At 38.3% G+C, this 19,619-nt stretch carries 9 protein-coding genes and 1 tRNA gene; 6 read left to right on the top strand and 4 right to left on the bottom strand.

The genetic code is table 11. The annotated features are described in order from the left end of the window. The 5 genes from LVD51_RS14170 to LVD51_RS14150 all read left to right on the top strand — a co-directional run. On the top strand, positions 1-215 hold a 215-nt coding region (locus tag LVD51_RS14170; protein ID WP_236972050.1), incomplete at its 5' end, for a T9SS type A sorting domain-containing protein. A gap of 1,210 nt (positions 216-1,425) precedes the next feature. Continuing rightward, positions 1,426-6,585 carry a T9SS type A sorting domain-containing protein gene (locus LVD51_RS14165; RefSeq protein WP_236972049.1) on the top strand — a complete coding sequence of 1,720 codons (5,160 nt, stop codon included), beginning with the start codon at positions 1,426-1,428 and terminating at the stop codon, positions 6,583-6,585. A 1,317-nt stretch (positions 6,586-7,902) separates the two neighbouring features. Further along, positions 7,903-11,673, top strand: a complete 3,771-nt coding sequence (locus tag LVD51_RS14160; protein ID WP_236972048.1) for a T9SS type A sorting domain-containing protein — start codon at positions 7,903-7,905, stop codon at positions 11,671-11,673. 385 nt (positions 11,674-12,058) lie between these two features. Then, positions 12,059-13,300, top strand: coding sequence for a nucleoside permease (locus LVD51_RS14155; RefSeq protein ID WP_236972047.1), 1,242 nt, complete (start codon positions 12,059-12,061; stop codon positions 13,298-13,300). Between the two features lie 3 nt (positions 13,301-13,303). Then, a complete protein-coding gene (locus LVD51_RS14150) occupies positions 13,304-14,497 on the top strand; it encodes a Gfo/Idh/MocA family protein (RefSeq protein ID WP_236972046.1) in 1,194 nt (397 codons plus the stop codon). Between the two features lie 61 nt (positions 14,498-14,558). Here the strand turns inward: LVD51_RS14150 and LVD51_RS14145 are convergent, their stop codons facing one another. From LVD51_RS14145 to LVD51_RS14130, 4 genes are all read right to left on the bottom strand, one after another. Then, entirely contained in the window at positions 14,559-15,014 is a 456-nt protein-coding gene (locus tag LVD51_RS14145; RefSeq protein WP_236972045.1) for a copper resistance protein NlpE, read from the bottom strand. A gap of 275 nt (positions 15,015-15,289) precedes the next feature. Next, a complete protein-coding gene (locus tag LVD51_RS14140) occupies positions 15,290-16,561 on the bottom strand; it encodes an adenylosuccinate synthase (RefSeq protein WP_236972044.1) in 1,272 nt (423 codons plus the stop codon). Positions 16,562-16,641: 80 nt separating this feature from the next. After that, the gene (locus tag LVD51_RS14135) at positions 16,642-17,118 is read right to left on the bottom strand and encodes a Fur family transcriptional regulator (RefSeq protein ID WP_236972043.1); all 477 of its coding nucleotides are present in this window, start codon (positions 17,116-17,118) and stop codon (positions 16,642-16,644) included. Positions 17,119-17,129: 11 nt separating this feature from the next. Then, on the bottom strand, positions 17,130-19,337 hold the full coding sequence (locus LVD51_RS14130) for a RelA/SpoT family protein (RefSeq protein WP_236972042.1): 2,208 nt from the start codon (positions 19,335-19,337) through the stop codon (positions 17,130-17,132). A 170-nt stretch (positions 19,338-19,507) separates the two neighbouring features. Between LVD51_RS14130 and LVD51_RS14125 the strand changes: the two genes are divergently transcribed. Beyond that, positions 19,508-19,589 (top strand) — tRNA-Leu (locus LVD51_RS14125). Positions 19,590-19,619: the final 30 nt, after the last annotated feature.

Raw genomic sequence — 19,619 nt, 5'->3', positions numbered from 1 at the left:
CAGCTATCGGATTCAACTTGCCTGAGGCATCAGATGCGACATTGAGCGTATACGATGTAACTGGAAAAGTATTGAAAGTAGTAGAAGGTGCATACGGTAAAGGCTACAACGAAGTAAAATTGAACAGTTCAGATCTTAACGCAACAGGAGTATTGTACTATCAATTAGATACAAAAACTTATACAGCGACTAAGAAGATGATCGTGATTGAGTAAGAAAATCAGTCTGGATCATGAGTAACTGATGTTTTGAACGGACCGAGGTTATTGGAAGATAAAATCGGTTTTTGGGATGGCCTCTCTCCGCCTGAGTAATCAGGATTGGAGGGGGGCTTTTTTTATTTTATTATAAATTGTAAATAAAATATTCAACCTAGATCTTATGAAGGTCTAGGTTTTTTTAATTTATCTAGGTATTATCCTGTTAGCCTATTTTATTACCGTTGTTTTCTTTGAATGATAGATCTATTCTTAATGACTTTTCCAATACTTATCTTGTGAATTGGATCAATGTCATATGATTTGGGCCTAGTTTTTACAATATAATTGGTGAGAAAATAACTGTTTCAAACCAGACCTCCATTTTTAATCCAACACTATGCTATTTTTTTCACGGGCCAGGAAGGAATTTTATAGTATCTATTGATTCTATCTTTCAATTTTTGAATAGCTCTTATTTTTATTTGGTACTATCTAGCATGGTATTCATTTCTATAAATTTTTGGCTACTTCCTGCCTAAATACAGTAATTCTAATTTCTACTTCTATTGATGTCAATGGACAGCAACTCCACCTTTTATCCGTTATGGATGAGATTGATAATATATTCGGATTATTTTGTCATTTTAATTCATGATAATCAATTATTTATCGTATTTGATTTTATCATATATGTTAAAGTTCTTCCATTAGTCTGGAGAAAAATATCTGTTGTTCTTATATAACTTATAATGTAATTTCAATATAGTGTAAATGTGTTTTATTTTTACCATTTATGTATTATTATGAATAATACATAGTTTTATATTTTGTTAAATTGTGTTTTTATAGATACATTGGTAGTTATAATAAATTAAAAATATTTTATTGTTGGTTTAAATTCTCCTTATTTCTTTTTAAAGGTTAAAATTGACTATTCGATTATAAATAGATGAAATAAATGTTTATATTTATGTTACCTAAATTGATATCAAGTACTATTACCCCCTTGGAAGCAAATTTTTAAGTTATCTGTCTGAAATTTGTATTGTCGCATTTGTATTCTGAAATAATACCTTAATAGATGTGTAATTATTATTATATGTTGTCTTGTGGACTGCTTTTGATGATAATGTGATTTTAGTCAGGTGTTTTTTATTTTATAATTAGAACTAAGAATTGTTTGTGCTTGGAAAGCCTAAATGTTTTATCATCTAAACTAGAACTCATGAAAAAGAAGAATTTTACTTTTATCGGGGCGTCGGCTGGTATATATCGCCGGTGTTCTAAAAATGTATTAATGTTGCTTGCAATATTAGTACTTTCGTTGCCTATGGAGCTATACGCCCAGGCAACCCAATCACCAAACTGTGCCGATATTGGTCCTGCTATTGATGAAGATGGTGTGGCTAGATTTCGTCTAGGAGATTTTGTTACCAACGGAGATGCCATGGATGTTGCACCGGCCACAGTTATTATTAGAAATGAATGGGGAAGTCCTATTCAACTTTATTTAAATCAGGACTTAACTGGAGGTCAAGGTACCTCCTATGAATTTGTCACAGAAGACGATGATATCTACATAGATATGTGTCCTCTTTTAGGCAAAACCCTAAGTTTTTCTATTGAAAACTCTCTTGGTATTTGTACCAATGGAGAGATTAGAGTTAATGGACTACCTCCTGTAGTATTGACGTCAAGATTTCAACATGATATTACTGATCTGCCTACTCATGACGGAGATTATATCACTGATGACAGCGATATTGAGGAAGTGGTAACAGCTGGAGTTAGACGTGGAAAAGTAGTAACCTATTGTGGATTTATTCCCAGTGCTGATAATCCTGATTATCGACCTGTAGTCTCAGTGCCGTGTAGCGGGAATAGAAGTTCTGGATATTATGGTTTAGCGGTACAACCAGATTGGGTAATGCCATTTCCATGTAGTGAAGATAACGACACCTCAGAAGTTATTTTTAGAACCTGGGAAGTATTCAATAAAAATGGAGAGATTACTACTTTAACCGATACTATCGTAGTATTGAGGTTGCCTGCTTTTGGACCTGCTTCATTTAAAGGTCGAGCAGAAGATACAGTTTATTGCGAAATTGTAGAGACTGAAGTAGATGGGGATCCCGTAAAACGATATGCTGCATGGAAACAACCTATGGGTATTCACGATTACGAATTGCCATACGGTAAAATGGGAGCTGTCACTTATGAGTTGCCTGCTGCTGTATTGGCTGCTGGTTACGTAAATGCTGCGCTTCAAAATTTACAAGAAGATTATTTAAACTGTGTTATTTTAAAGAAAAATGATAAAGATTCCACAGAGTATACTATAGGAGATATCGTTGATGGAAGTTATATTGTCGATGTTTTGGCTGGAGCTAGTACTACAGAATTGGGATACGGAGCCTTAAACATCGTAGCTAGATTGGCTGACGATTGGGAAAATTATTTAATAGCTTTTGCAACCGGTCAATATTTTCCTTATTTGTTTTTGGAAAAAGGCGACAGAGTATTGTCAGCAGATGGTTATTATGAAGAAGTAACAGACGAATGGTTCTGGAACGGTAATGGCAATAGTCCTTATTGGTTTGCAGCAGGATGGCCATCGATCTATGGATCTGGTGACTGTGTGCGTTATTGTGATGAAGCAGAAGGAGCGACCGATGAATGTATAGCGGTATGTGTACCTGTCATTGCTTTGGATGATGAAGGAAATCTTGATTTTTCAGTAGGACAAAACAACTCACCTGATACTTGTGTGGAGATCTGTTTGGATGAGTTGGCTGGAGATCCACATTGTGGAATATCTATGACTAGTGATAAAGCCGACTGGACAGGAACATGTCCAAAGACCAAAGGTCGCAATGTTGTGATTAAACAAACATGTTGGGCTACAGGTGAAGACTTAGGGATATTAAGAGCTTGTAATGAAGATATTAGAAATGATGGTGTATTTGGACCTGATTTTGTAGCAGGCAACTTAGCTATTCAACCAGAATCTGATTTTGCACATTATACTGTTGATGATGATACAGATTGGTCTGATGATTTAGTTTCTTTAAAGCCAAAATATATTATCTCTCAATGGTTGACATTATTGGATACTATAGGACCACTATTTGATTTTTGTTATCCTATTTACAATAACTATGCTGACGGTATTGATTTGATCTCTAATTTCGGAGATTGTAGATACAGTAGAGGTGAAGAAGCACGAAGGTGTGCATATATCAATTGGGATCACGAAGATATTGTAGAAGATATTCGAGCTGGTCTTCAAAACGAATCAGCTAGAGAATGGGAATATTGCAATGCTACAGTATATACTACTGAAAGTCACGATTGTGCGACTGACGTATATGTACCACCAGTAACATTGAAAGATGTATGTTCCGGAGTACACAGTGTAAAAGCCATGGTTAACGGAAGAGCGGTTAATTTGGAAAGATTGGCTACTACTTCTGATGGTTATGTAACCTTTGCCCACACATCTAATCCTATCAGAATAGCATTTGGAGGACATGGTGTGAAAACAGAAGTGAGATATGAAGCAGCAGATAGCTGTTGGAACCAAAGTGAATGGTATAAATATATAGAGATCAAAGACGCTACTCCACCTACGGTAGTTATGGATGATGAAATTCGTGTATCATTAACTACTAAAGAGGCTTGGGTAAAAGCAGAGACTTTTGACGAGGGAAGTTGGGACAACTGTGGAATTGACTTGTTGTTGGCCAGAAGAACTGATTGGTGGGCAGATACTGCCTGTGTAGATCTATGTCCTGAAGGTGAGGTGTACAACGATTGGGAAACTTTGATTGCCGACCTGGGATTCTCTGGATACGGAGGTGCCTTAGGAGGTGAATACCAGTGTGGTGAATACGACTTTGACATTACAGCGTTGAAAAAATTCTTAAACTCAGAAACTGTAGAGAATCACTATTATGAGAAACTTGTATGGTTGTGGGAAGACAGTTATGAGTGTGGAGAATTCGTAGTACATGGATGGATCTATGACATCGTGAAATACATTTTGTTAAACGACAACTGTAGCGAACCTGATGCCGAACATGGCAATCGATTGAATATTCAAGATTTTGAAGCATTTTTGGATGCCATCGTCGGAAAATCTGGTTATGGAAAAGAAGTAAGCTATCTAGGAGGTGGATGGAGTACAGCGGTACCATTCAAATGTGAGGATGCCTGTGAAAACCCAACCGTAGAATTATTGGTCATGGATTACTGGTGTAATTGGGGTAAAGGATGGTTAGACGTAGAAGTAGAAGACAAATCACAGGCTAGAGTACACAAAGAATTGGCAGACCTTGCTATTTCATGTGAATCATACAACGTAAACTATAAATCTATCGTAGAAGCTGCTGCAGCATACGGAGAAGGTGGATCTACCGAAGATAGTACAGGTGCATTTGATGCATTGGACGAAGCTTTTGGTTACTATGTCTCTGCATGGGTTAATACCAATGGTGTAGTTACGGATGCAGAAGGTAATGAATTGAGCGATGATGATTTGAAATTTTACCTGCATAATCTAGAGTGTGAAGAAACAGAAGAAATCACTCAAGTAGCCGATACTTTACATGATGGAACTATAGATTGGATCAATGTAACCGAACGTGAAACTTCACTCGCACCTGATTCAACAGTTGAGTGGTTGGGAGTATTGACTGTATTGTGTCAGTCAAGAATCGAACAACAAGACGTATGGATTGACCTAGACGACTGTGGCAACGGAAAGATCACAAGAAGATTTGATATCAGTGGAGGTTGTGGACCAAAAGCGCCTAACTTCACATTGGAGCAAACGATATGGGTAAGCAGTGCATGTGCCATTGGGATCTCTATGTTTGATACTCCTGCAGATACTTATACCAAAGAGTCTCCTGCATGTGTAACATCATTGGAAGCAGCGACTACAGACTTGGCTCCATCAGTAACGGGTAAAGTTACTTTGAAAGCTGACTTGGTAGGAGCGTTGTGTAACTCTATCGCCATAGGTGTGAAAGAAGAGTATATCAGTGAAGTACAATCAGCTGATGTTGACGCACCAACTATGTATAAATTGACCAGAGTGTGGAATATCAGAGATTGGTGTTCAACTATTGAGAGAGATTACGAACAACTTATCGTATTTGTAGTTGATCCCAATTGTGTAGTTGATACTACTGGTGGAGGAGATGTTAGTTTGACAGGAACAATAGCCACTGAAGAAAACACCGAGATCGGACAAGTACAAGTAAAAGCCGTTTTGGGAAGTGGAAGTCCATTGACAGCAGTAACTACAGGAAATGGAAGTTATGCGTTTAACTTAGCTCAAGGTTCACAGGTAAGCATTGTGCCTACTAAAAACATAGGACATGCTAATGGAATCAGCACCCAGGATGTAATCGCTATTCAAGGCCATGTATTGCAAAAATCTTTGATTACTAGTGATTATAAGAAAGTGGCAGCTGATGTAGATGGCAATGGAGAAATTAATGGACTGGATGTATTGGAAACTAGAAGAATGGTATTAACACCAAATAGAGAGTTTGCGAGCAATACGAGCTGGAGATTCTTTGTCAATGACGGTAACATGAAAGAAAGTTTTGAGTCCTCTAATTTGAGTGCAGACCAAAATGTAGACTTCGTAGGAGTAAAAATTGGAGATGTTATCCTTTCAGCTGATGCATCGAGAAGTGCAAGAAGCGGATTGAGCAGCTTGAACTTGAACGTAGCAGATAAAGTGTTGAAAGCAGGTGAGGTATACAGAGTAAATGTGACTTCAGAAAACTTTAACGAAATCACTGGTATGCAGTACACATTGGCTTATGCTAACAACGTTGTAGAAATCGAAACTATCGATGCAGGAGCGTTGAACTTTACTCAAGACAACTATGTGAAATACCAGCCAGGTATCATTACTACATCTTGGAGTGAAGCGACAGCCACTAGCCTGGCGCCAAATGATGTATTGTTTACATTGGTGATTAAAGCGAAAGCGGATGTACAATTGAGTGATGTATTGAGTTTGAACGACAGAGTAACAATGACTGAAGCTTACACAAGTGGACAGGAGTTGAAAAATGTAAACTTACAGTTTAACGGTAGCAGCAACGGATTTGCGTTGTACCAAAACACACCAAACCCATATGCTGGTCAAACAGCTATCGGATTCAACTTGCCTGAGGCATCGGATGCGACATTGAGCGTATACGATGTAACCGGTAAAGTATTGAAAGTAGTAGAAGGTGCATACGGTAAAGGCTACAACGAAGTAAGATTGAATAGTTCAGACCTTAATGTATCTGGAGTATTGTACTATCAATTAGATACAGATACTTATACAGCGACTAAGAAGATGGTCGTAATTGAGTAAGATAATCAGTCTGGATCATGAGTAACTGATGTTTTGAACGGACCGAGGTTATTGAAAGATAAAATCGGTTTTTGGGATGGCCTCTCTCCATTTGAGTAATCAGGTGGAGGAGGCTTTTTTTTTGGTATAGTATTTGTAGTTATTATAAAAAATAATAATCTATGAATTTTTGGTTTTTCTTGATGATCCCATTGTTTGTATCCCTGTTAAAGAAACGTCGACAAAGAAATAAAGATCTTAATCTCGGTAGCTGAAAGGCGAATAAAGATAGCTAAGATCCACTCTCTGGTCTTCTCAATCAAATTATATAATATCATATCTATTCCTTGATGTTTTTAAAGGCTGTCGACATTGCCCTTTTAAATTACCTCCCTATAAAGTTCCCATTAGATAAAAGTAGCGATAGAATATTCATCCCTTCCAATTGAATGGATATTTTGAATTCACAATAGAATCCGTTATTTGAAATCTATAGAATATCTCCTTGAAATTTTTTATACATATATCTGAATATATTGAGAAAGTAGTCTTCAATATCACTCTCAGAATCATATCATCCCATTTGAATGACGCTTTGTTTGAGGGAATCTTCATTTCATAGAGGCAGATTAAAGATGTTCTACGTATTAAACTCTCACCCTTTTGAATGTGGAACTTACTACAACTAAAAAAAAAATTCAAAAAATATTCAAGAGAATTAAAATGGGTATGGTTGTTGTATGTATTATATAAAATGATGATATGTGAGACCGTTATTAGTTAGTTTCATTGTTTCTTGTTTTTATACACATATCATTATGAGATAATAATTCATGTCTAGGAAGATCGTAGAGATCTTTGAATTTTGGAATATTGACAAAAGCTACTACCTGACAATACCAATACGAAACTGGTATTGTTCAGGTTGGTACTTTTACATATCGGCACCTATTGGAACGGTCTTAAATTCAATATTGCTTAAATTGATTTGGTATTTTAAAAATTAGCTTTTCTTTCTTATCAAAAAGACTGTAAAAAATTTCTGAATTGATTTGCACAGTTAATTTTAAATAGTTAATTTTGTAATATGATCTTGTATTAGGAGTATTTTAGGCTAATATCTCCAGTGAGTACAGATTTTTTTCATGAAGTTTTGAATATCCCACAAACCGCGTTTTCATTATATAAGACTGAGTTTTTAAGTGAAAATAGTTCTTAATTGAGAGGACTATTTTCACTTTTTTTTGTTAAAAATTACATATTATAAAAAGTTTTAATGTATTATTGCATTAGAAACAAGTAACTATTAACTAATAATTTTTATCAAATCAAGGTCTCATGAAAAAAACTATTACTCCCGTGGTAATGCCTAGGAGAGCTATGCATTATCTAATTGGATGTTTTATGCTTGCATTAAGTATATTACTTCCCAATCTCAGTCAGGCACAGGATTGTCTCCAAAATGCGAGAGACAAATGTGCGGAAACAACATCACTCACGGTACAATTAAACAATTCCAATCAGTTTGTGATTGCTTTAGCTCGCGACTTCTTTAATGATGAAGGCTTGCCAAGTGGATGTTCACCAAACGATTTTATGTTGGTGGTCAACGACATCAGTGCCACTCCAGACACTGTATTAACCGATGAGTTTGCGAATTACAATTTTAGAATCAGTGATGCCTGTCAATACGTAGGACAGCGTATGACGGTAAGTCTTATGTATGTAGATGGCAACAACATGTTTGAAGTATGTACTAAGCCAGTCTATTTATTGCCCAATATAATATGTTTGGATACTACTTTGTATTGCAGCGATGCAGTATTTAGCAATCCCAATGATCCAACCATATATCCAGTACAATTCAGTTGTTCAGGTATGAATGAGTTAGTGACTTCCACACTACTCGGTACCGTATTGGACACTGTAGGCGTCGATACACTTTTTCGCACATGGGAAGTGACCATTAATAATGGCAAAGGCGTTTTAACATGTGAAGATACGATTATCAAAGAGGCCATCCCAAGCCAAGACGTTTTAGAACACCTTTCTGACATTGAAATTTCTTGTGATCTATGGAGCGGAGAAGCTCCCGATCCATCTATCTCTGGTTATCCTTACTTTGTAGTGGGGCTCGATACCTTTGAATTGAATCCTGACGCTGTTGATCACTCCTGTGCATCCGTTAGTTTTAACGATGTAGCACTGGGCAGTTTTAATTGCGAACAGGAAACATATCTGCGTTATTGGCAGGTAAGAACAGAGGATTTTATCTGGCTCGACACCCAGGAGATCTCTATCATTGATGAGTCTGGTCCCACAGGGGAATTTCGGGCCAAAGCTGTAGATTCGATGTTGTTTATCGGAGAGGATTTAATCGAAAGAACCATTCCTATTTTTGAAATGTCTACCGGACAGCACGATTGCTTGACCGATGGTGTGCTGCCATTGCTCTATGCTTCAGATGGATGTTCTAGTGTGGCAAGAGTAGATGTAACAACAACGGTAAACGGAATATCGAGAAACCTAGTCAATGGCGGCCCATTTGTCGGCTACGAACAGGGTAAATATGTAATAAAATATTCTGCTTACGACGAATGTTGGAATGAATCTATCTTCTACATAGCCATACAGGTAGTTGATAGACAGAATCCAGTAGCTGTGTTCGGAGATTTATACAATGTTACACTTACAGGATATGAGGTTACATGGCTCAATGTAGAAGATTTTGTAGAACACAAAGTATTTGACAATTGCGAAATAGAATTGGTGGTTGCTCGAAGAATGAATGACCATGCTACTGCCTGTGGAGCAGATGATCCCACTTCGGCTGTAGGTATGTATAAAGCGAAATACGCACAATGGTTAGCTGAAGATAGCTGGGGTTGTGCCGATGAAATAGATCCTGCTGACGGTTGGATGGACAAAGTTCCACTATGCTGTGAAGATATAGGGCAAGATGTAATGATAGAAATCCTCATCTTCGATAAAGCTTGTAATATGGCAAGAGCCATGACGACGCTCAATGCGGTGGACAAAGGTGTGGTAACCATTGTTGAAGAATTGGAAGATGTATCTCTGGCCTGTGAAGCATGGGATAGCAGATATGAATCTCTTATTTTTCCCAATGGTCGGGATGCAGGAGCCGATATAGATTCACTGAATAAATACTTTGGAACATATGAGTCTTATATACCCGGAAATCCAGTAGAGCCTACTGCCTATACCATATACGATGAAGATTGCACCTACGATTCCATGAATGATACATTGATTAAAACTCCTGTTAGTTTTGAACTTTGGGGTGGAAAAATGTTGAGTATTTGTGGTGAAGCCATGACGCAGACCGCTGAATTGACCTTCGATGAAACGTGTAATACTTTTACCATTGAGCGTAATTTTATCATCAGTGGCAATACCGTAGCAGTTCAGAATATATCCACAGAAATTAAATGTCCTTTTGTTGATGCATTGTTTGACTATCCTGAAAAAGTAGTGATGATTACCATTGCCGACTCAAGTATATTATACGACGATGCCTATTGGTCGGCCAATCGATTTAACTACGAAACAGAGGCACCAGTATACAATGGCAGTGATTGCAGAGTGCTGGCTATGGGATATTTTGATAAACTAATGGATATGATTAGCAGTCAAAATCCAAATGAAGCAGAAGCTGTAATTATTCGAACTTGGTGCATGGCGGATTGGTGTAGTACGGATATTCCATCTGACTGGAAATCATCGCCTGGAAGACCTGGTATCCTTACCTATGAGCAACACATAAAAATATTTTATGACGAAGACCAACCCGATGTTTCATTAGAGGATGTGGTAGACCCCGTCGATGTGACTGATGGAATCGACGAGACTCCTCCTAATACCGATAAGTCAATGGTTGAAGTGAGTGGTAGAATCCATACTGAAGATGCATTGAATGTATTTAATGTCAAGGTGAACATAACCAACGATCAAAATAAAAAAGAAATGGTGACCAATGAGTCAGGTTCTTTTGAAGCATTGATAGAGAAAGGAAGTAGCCTTAAAATTACACCGGAAAAATCTGGGGAATTGAGCAATGGTATTTCAACTCTTGACTTGATATTGATTCAGCAGCACTTGTTGCAGAAGAGACTGATCCAGTCGCCTTATAAATTGATAGCTGCCGATGTAAATAACGACAGAAGTCTTTCTCCTGCTGATCTTCTATTGCTTAGAAAGGTGATCTTGGGACAGGAGACGGGATTGGATGTCAATAGTGCTTGGAAATTTGTCAATGCTGATTATCAATTTATCAATGTAAAAGCAGCATATTCCGAGAACTATCCTTCAGAAATAAAAATACACGAATTAAGTACCGACCTCAATTCTGACTTTGTAGCCGTCAAAATAGGAGATGTCAACAGTACTGCAAATGTTTCGAGATCTACAAGTAGAAGTAACTTCCCGACTAAAACTTTGCAAATACAAAATAAGAATTTGAACATGGGTGATGAATGGGTATTGCCAATTACACTAAGTGAACTCGATCGAATTCAAGGAATGCAATTTGCCCTTCAATACAACAGTGATGAAATAGAAGTTTTGGATATAAATAGTGATCAATTGAATATCACCAATGATCAGGTGAAATTTGAAGACGGAATGTTGAAATTGAGTTGGTCAGACATCAATTACAAAGCCCTACAATCAGATAATCCTACTTTCTATCTGACAGTGAAGGCGAAACGCGATGTGGCCATTCAAGATGTTTTTGCCATCAACTCAACAGCATTGTCGCCAGAGGTATATGACGAGAGTCAGCAGGAATACAGTTTGGCATTGGAGTATAAAACGGCTAAAATCAATAACGACTTAACCGTGCTTCAGAATAGACCGAATCCTACCAATGGGGAAACTGTGATCGATTATTCTTTAGATAGAAATGCTTTAGTAAGATTGATGATTAGAGATGTGACTGGAAAGATAATTTATACCAATGAAAGTAATTCTTCATCGGGATGGAATCAATTCAGAGTACAGACTCAAGCCTTAAATCCCGGAGTATATTATTACTCCATAACAGACGGAATTCAAGTAGCGACTAAAAAGATGGTTGTTATAAAATAAATAGTTAATTAGACCTTAGTAAGTTAAGCCGCAGCAATGTCATGATTGTTGCGGTTTTTTTTATTTGGTACTATTGGGAAAATATAAGTTGGAGAACTCAGAGGAACTGTCCAAAAAAAGGGAGGGGCTGGTATAACTATTCTTTATCCTTGTATTATAACCGCAATTGGTATTATTTCTCAAACATTCGAACCGGAAAGTACAAAAATGGGGCGTCGATGTTTGGAATAGATTTGGGCTATTGCAGCAAAGTGATACTATGATATTAGTTTATCTGCTATAGAGCCTACATAATTGCTGTTTTTATATTTTTTTAGTACACAAAAATTTAGCAACTTACACAGTAAGATGTAACCTTTTATTTAATTTTTTAAAATCCAAATGTATGTCCTCAAATCTTAAAGTGCGATTGTCGGTGTTAATGTTTTTTGAGTTTTTTGTCTGGGGATCATGGTATACCACTATTGCGGTATACATGACGAAAAATGGAATGGAAAGTTTAACACATTGGCCATTCACAGGCAATGCTTTGGCCGCTATTATAGCACCCTTCATTGTCGGGATGATTGCTGATCGGTATTTCAATACCGAAAAGATTATTGGATTTTTACATATCATAGGAGGTTGTATATTGTTTTTAACCCCGAGTCTTACTGGAAATCCCACCTTGTTTATTTTGATGTTGGTACTCTATAATATTTGCTATATGCCGACTATGAGTTTGAGCAATGCCCTATGTTTTCACCATATCGATGATCAGGAAAAAGAATTTCCCATAATCAGAACCTTTGGTACCATTGGATGGATAGCAGCTGGGCTTACGGTGAGTTTTGTTTTGGTGAATTTTGTAAGTCGTGGACTTAATCCCGAGCAAACAGCCTTACCCGTATTTATGGCTGCAGGCTTTAGTATATTATTGGGTTTGTATAGTTTTACCTTACCTAAGACTCCACCTCAAGCAAAGGGAGAAACCACGACATGGCGAGCCATATTGGGAATAGATGCACTGAAAAAATTGGAGAGTAAACCATTTTTTATATTTCTATTGAGTTCCTTCTTGATCTGTATTCCATTGGCGGTATATTATAATTTTACTCAAGTATATTTGCAAGACACTGGATTTAGCAATATAGCAGCCACTCAAACCATTGGTCAAATGTCGGAAGTATTGTTTATGCTTATAATGCCATTGTTGTTTGTGCGACTCGGGGTCAAATGGATGTTGGCCGTCGGGATGTTGGCTTGGGTCTTGCGCTATGCCCTTTTTTCGTATGGAGCAATCGATGAGGTTACTTGGATGATAGTGTTGGGGATTGCTCTTCACGGTATCTGTTACGATTTCTTTTTTGTAACTGGGCAAATATATGTAGATAAGAAAGCGGATAAGACCATTAAAGGACAGGCACAAGGCCTGATTATATTTGTGACCTATGGTATTGGTATGTTGGTAGGTACACAGGTAGCCGGAAAAATATTTAATTATTATTTGGATAATGCCAAGGAGTTGTCTTTGGACAGATGGCAGTCTTTTTGGGCTATTCCAGCCATATTCGCAATGTGTATCCTTATATTTTTTATCTTAACCTTTAAGGATAGTAAAATTGAAAAACAAATAAAAACTAATTGATATATGAGAAAAATAGCAATGTTGGGTTCCGGATTTATAGGTCGGTTTTATGCAGATTCTATTGTGGGACTAAGAAGTAGAGATAAGATTGTAAGTATTTATTCAAGAAGTGAAGATAAGGCAATCAAGTTTGCTGAAGATTATGGTGTGGCATTTGCGACCAATGATATGATGGAGGCCATCGAAAGAGAAGACGTAGACACCGTAGTAATTTCACTGCCCAATTTTTTACATGAAGAAGCTGTCCTTGCTTGTGTAAAAGCTGGGAAAGGCGTGCTGTGTACCAAGCCATTGGGACGAACGGCAGCAGAGGCCAAACGGATGTTGGATGCAGTGGAAAAGGCTGGGATTTTTCATGGGTATTTGGAAGATCTTGTCTATACCCCTAAATTTCTCAAAGCTGTAGAAAGTGTGAAAGCTGGTGCATTGGGAAATATTCTTTGGGCTCGATCTCGGGAAGCCCACCCTGGACCTCATTCGGAGTGGTTTTGGGATAAAGAATTAGCAGGAGGTGGTTGTATCCTGGATTTGGGATGTCACTGTATAGAGATAGGTAGAGGATATATAGGAAAGGATATCAAGCCTGTTGAAGTAATTTGTTGGGCTGATACCCAAGTGAAACCTATAGATGCAGAAGATCATGCCATAGGTATGGTGAGATATGAAAATGGTGCCATTGGTCAGTTTGAGGTAAGTTGGACTTTCCGAGGGGGACTGGACTTGCGGGATGAGGTCATGGGATCAGAAGGTACGATTTCCATCAATAATTTTTTAAGAACGGGATTCGATATGTTTACTTCTGGAGAAGGCTATGATTATGTAGCGGAAAAAGCTGAATCCAATAAAGGTTGGATATTCCCAGTAGGAGACGAAATACATGAATTGGGGTACAACTTTATGTTTAAAGATATGTTCGATGCCATGGATGAAGATCAAGAACCCAATGAGACTTTTTACGATGGATATGTAGTCAATGCCATAATGGATGCCGCCTACAAATCAGTACAAACCAAGAAGTGGGAGGCCATAGAAATAGAGGACTGGCGCGGTCAAGAAGGTGTTCAACCTATATCTGCTCAACGGGATTATGATGAAAATCATTTTTTAATTAAGGAAGAAATGACCCATTACGGAGCCAAGAAATACATTATTAAAAACAAAGCTACAGGAGCGATAAAAGAGATAATAGAAGAGTAATAAATATAGTATTGAGAGAAATTTATTTCAAATGGATTTCTCTCAATACAATCTTTTGCTGTTACTGTAGGGATAACTGGTAATTGAGGTTGGATTCGATCCGATCGCCAGATTGCGAAAGCAAGGTTAATTGATCAGGACTCTCCTGTAAATACATTACCTCTTCCGGCTTAAGTCTTCCCGGTACATGGAGGATATATACTTTGGCGTTATCATCCTCTTCAAATCCGTATTTTATATCCATATTTCCAGAGGATTCAAACAGTCCGTCTTTTCGATCTAAATAAATGCTTTGAAGGGCAAATTCCTGATCGCTTTCGTTTATAGTAAGGGTGGTTTCAATCCCGGGACAGTCCGCACAGGGTAAGGTTCCACTATAAGTATAGGTGATGGGAGGGTCTGCCTCTGCCATCATCACATCATTCTGGGTCTCAGAAGATGAGGATTTTCGTTCTCTCGAAAGACAACTGAGGAATATTAGGGAAAAACTCAGTAGAATTAATGTTTTAGACGACATATGTATGTGGTTTTGTAGTTATGGGTAAGTCCTTGTTTTTAAACGTCGTGTGCTTGTATTTATTGTAGGAAATAGGCGTGAATTTTCAAATCCCTATGTTTATTCTCCACCCACTTATTAGATAGTCCAGTAGGCGGTGGACACTCGTGAGGATGACCTTCACGCAGCGGATAGCATGGGTATAAACAAAAAAAAAACGGTAGGTCCTGACCTACCGTTTTATATAATATCTTAAATTGAAAACTTCAAAATACTGAAGTCTGTTTTTTACAATTTTACGAATTGAAGATCAATTGTTCTCTTCCTGGACCATTGGATACGATGTGTACTTCACAGCCGGCTTCAGCAGCGATGTAATCAACGTAAGCTCTAGCAGCTTCTGGCAATTCAGCCATTTCTTTGGCCGCAGTAATGTCATCTGCCCATCCTGGCATATCGTGGTAAATCGGAGTAATCTCATGATCCATTAAGTCATAAGGCATTTCATATGTAGTCTGACCTTCGATGTCATAGGCCGTGGCCGCTTTGATGGTTTCAAAACTACTCAATACATCTAGTTTGGTCAAGACCAATTTGTTGACACCATTGATCATGATGCTGAATTTCAATTGGTTGATATCCAACCATCCACAACGTCTGGGGCGACCAGTAGTTGCTCCAAATTCGTGTCCTAATTCCTGTAATTTGGCACCTGTTCCGTCGAATAATTCGGTGGGGAATGGACCGCTACCTACACGAGTACAGTAGGCTTTGGTAATACCGATTACATCTCCTATTTTTTGTGGTGATACTCCTAGACCAGAACACACACCACTAGTCGTAGTATTGGATGAAGTGACAAATGGGTAAGTACCGTATTCTATATCCAACATGGTACCTTGTGCGCCTTCGGCCAATATTTTTTGACCTTTGGTGATAGCGTTGTTGATGAAATACTCGGCATTGATTTGCTGAATATTGCGTATTTCTTCGAGGCTAGCAAACCATTGTTCTTCCTCTGCAGCTAGGTCAAATTCTACTTCGGGATACATTTTGTATAAGCCGAGGTGTTTTTCTTTAAGCTGATTGTATTTGGTCATGAAGTTGGGAGAGAAAAAATCTCCATATCGCAGACCATTTCTTCCGGTCTTGTCCATATAAGTGGGGCCAATTCCCTTTAGGGTAGATCCTATTTTGGATTTGCCTTTGGCCATTTCAGAAGCTTTATCTAGCAATCTGTGTGATGGCAATATAAAATGGGCTCGATTCGAGATCCGAAGACGATCGGCTACCACAATATTTTCTGCTTCTACCGAAGCTATTTCCTTGGAAAGAGTAATGGGATCGATAACGACACCTGCACCAATTACATTGGTAATATTCTCGCGAAAAATACCAGAAGGAATGGTGTGCAAAACATATTTTTTGTTGTCAAATATGAGTGTATGTCCTGCATTGGGGCCTCCTTGGAATCTACAAATCAATTCATAATCAGTGGCTAAACAATCCACAATTTTTCCTTTACCTTCATCTCCCCATTGAAGGCCTAAAATTACATCTACAGACATTTATAAAATATATTGTAAAGAAGCTATTTAATTAAAGAATGCCAAATTTAAGTCTAATTAATCAAATAATGGAATTAATCTTAATTTTCTAATGGCTTGCTGTCACATGAGCCAGTGCACCGACCATAAAGATTGAGATTGTGGTGGGTTATTTTGAAATTCATTAAGTTACCCATCATATTTTTTATTTCTTGGATCCTAGGATCGCAAAATTCCAATACCTTCCCACAGTCGACGCATATGATGTGGTCGTGTTGTTTGAATCCATATGATTTTTCGTATTGGGCCAAGTTCTTCCCAAATTGATGACGTTTTATTAAATCGGAACTCACCAGTAAATCCAAGGTGTTGTAAACGGTAGCTCGACTGACGCGATAATTTTGATTTTTCATTTGAATGTACAATGCTTCGGCATCAAAATGATCGTCTCTACTATAGATTTCTTCAAGAATGGCAAAGCGCTCTGGGGTTTTTCGAAGTTGATTTTTTTCCAGGTGTGCAGTAAAGATGGTTTTGACCTCTTTAAACACACTTGCTCTTTTTTCATCTGTATTCATGACTTGTACTTTTATTCTATTCTACTAACATTGGAAACACCTTCCAGTTCACCAAGTGACTTAATAATTAGATTTAATTGGTTGGTATTGTGGACCAAGATACTCATTTTTCCTTCAAAATATCCTTCCTTGCCTTCTATATGAAATGCTCTGATGTTAAGGTTGAATTGATTGGATATTAATCCAGTTAGGTTTTGGATGACTCCAACCCCTTGATCTATCCCGGTTACCATTAGGTCGGCAATGAATTCTTCTTCTTGGCGATTGGCCCATTCCGCCTTCATTACTCTGTAGCCGTAATTCGATAACATATGTTCGCTATTGGGGCAATTGTATCGATGTATTTTGATGCCTTCCTTCGTAGTTACAAAGCCGAAAATGTTGTCTCCACTTACTGGATTGCAACAACTGGCAAAGGAGTATTGGAATTTTTCTCCCGGTTCTCCATTTAGCATAATGACGGCTAGTGGCTTGTTTTTTCGCGGTCTGCGTTTGGCCACTTCAGGCTCTGCTTTTTCTGGAGTGACGACTTCTATTTTATGGATTTTTCCATGGTCTACTTCCAGGTGTTTAAACAATTGTTGGATGGTCACTTTATTTTGAGCGATATCAAAGTAAAGGTCAATCCGACTGGGAGATTGGCTGAGTTTGACCAATATGTCAATATTGTCGTCGAAGGAAATCTTGAGATTTCTAAATTTTCGTTCTAGGGCCTCCTTACCATCTTCTCCAATCCTTCTTTTTTCCTCCTTAATGGCGGATTTTATCCGTGTTCTCGCCCTAGAGGTAACCACTAATTTCAACCAATCTTCGTTGGGCTTCTGGTTTTTGGATGTGGTTACATTAATTTGATCTCCATTGCGCAAGGTATACCCCATGGGCACCAATTTGTTGTTGACTTTGACTGCGATACAGTGGTATCCAATGTCGGTGTGTATACTAAAGGCAAAGTCCAAAGCCGTGGCACCTTTGGGAAGTACCCTTACATGGCCTTTCGGTGTGTATACAAATACTTCTTCGCTAAACAAGGTGTTTTTGAAATCATCGACAAACTCTAAGGCATCCTTTTCATTGTCTTCCATAATTTCGCGAATGCTGTCCAACCAAGGACCAAAGTGATCGTGACTGGACACTCCTTTGTACTTCCAGTGGGCTGCAAAACCCCGTTCTGCCACTTCATCCATCCTCTCGGTCCGTATTTGTACCTCTACATATCGACCGGTAGGTCCAATCACAGTAGTGTGTAGAGATTCATAACCATTGGATTTTGGGGTGGTTACGAAATCTTTTAGTCGTTCGGGAATTGGGGTGTGGACATCGGTAACGATAGAGTAGATCTGCCAACAAGTTTGTTTTTCAATTTCGTGGGGAACGTCGACTATTATCCGCACGGCAAACAAGTCGTAGATTTCCTCGAAGGGTACGTTTTTCGTCTTGATCTTATTGTAGATGCTGGAGATCGATTTGGGTCGCCCCGTAATTCGATAAGGTACATTGAGGGCTTTGATCTTGGGTTCTAACGGGCCGATGAAAGCCTTGATGTATTCATCTCGCTCTCGCTTGGTTTGATTGAGTTTTTTAGCTATTTCCTTATAGGTCTTGCTCTCCATGACCTTCATGCAGATGTCTTGAAACTCTGTTTTGAGGTTGTAGAATCCCAATCGATGTGCCAAAGGAGCATAGATATAGCTGGTTTCTGCTGCTATTTTGAGTTGTTTCTCATTGGGCATATTTTTAATGGTCCGCATATTGTGCAAGCGATCCGCCATCTTTATCAGCACTACCCTTACATCGAATAGCAAGGTGCTGAGTACTTTTCGAAAATTTTCAGCCTGAGGAGTGTCGGTTTGATAAGACTTGGCCAATTTAGTTAGCCCATCGACGATGAGGGCAATTTTTTCACCAAATTCGGCTCGAATGTCGGATAGCTTGACATGGGTATCCTCTACTACATCGTGCAATAGGGCTGAGATGACGGCAGTGGGACCCAATCCCATTTCCGCTACACAAATTCTGGCCACCTCTATTGGATGTAAAATGTAGGGTTCGCCCGACTTTCGTTTTTGGTTTTTATGAGATTCAGCCGCTAACTTGTAAGCCTTATATATAAAACCTTCATCCTCGGTATCCATCTTGCCTTGGAGCGATTCAATCAATAGTCGGTATCTCTCCCGTATCGTTTCTTGTTCCTCGACTGTATAGTTATTTGATAAATCCATAATACTATTAAAATGCGAAATTGCTAGAAACTTACTAAGGTAAAAAACTTCCTAACCTCTAGGTGCAACAACTGCCAATTTAATATTGTTGTTGTAAAAAAACTTATTTTTTATGACAGTTTGTTAGCTAAATTAATAAATACTATTATCTTTGCCCGAATTTAGTGGATGCGGGTGTGGCGAAATTGGTAGACGCACTAGACTTAGGATCTAGCGCCGCGAGGCTTGGGGGTTCGAGTCCCTTCACCCGCACATAATATTTTTAAGGCAGATTGGTAAATC

This window comes from Membranihabitans marinus (genome assembly GCF_021729155.1).
Classification (GTDB): domain Bacteria; phylum Bacteroidota; class Bacteroidia; order Chitinophagales; family Saprospiraceae; genus Membranihabitans; species Membranihabitans marinus.
The sequence above is the reverse complement of the archived record's forward strand: the minus strand, read 5'-3'. Positions and strand labels throughout refer to the sequence as shown.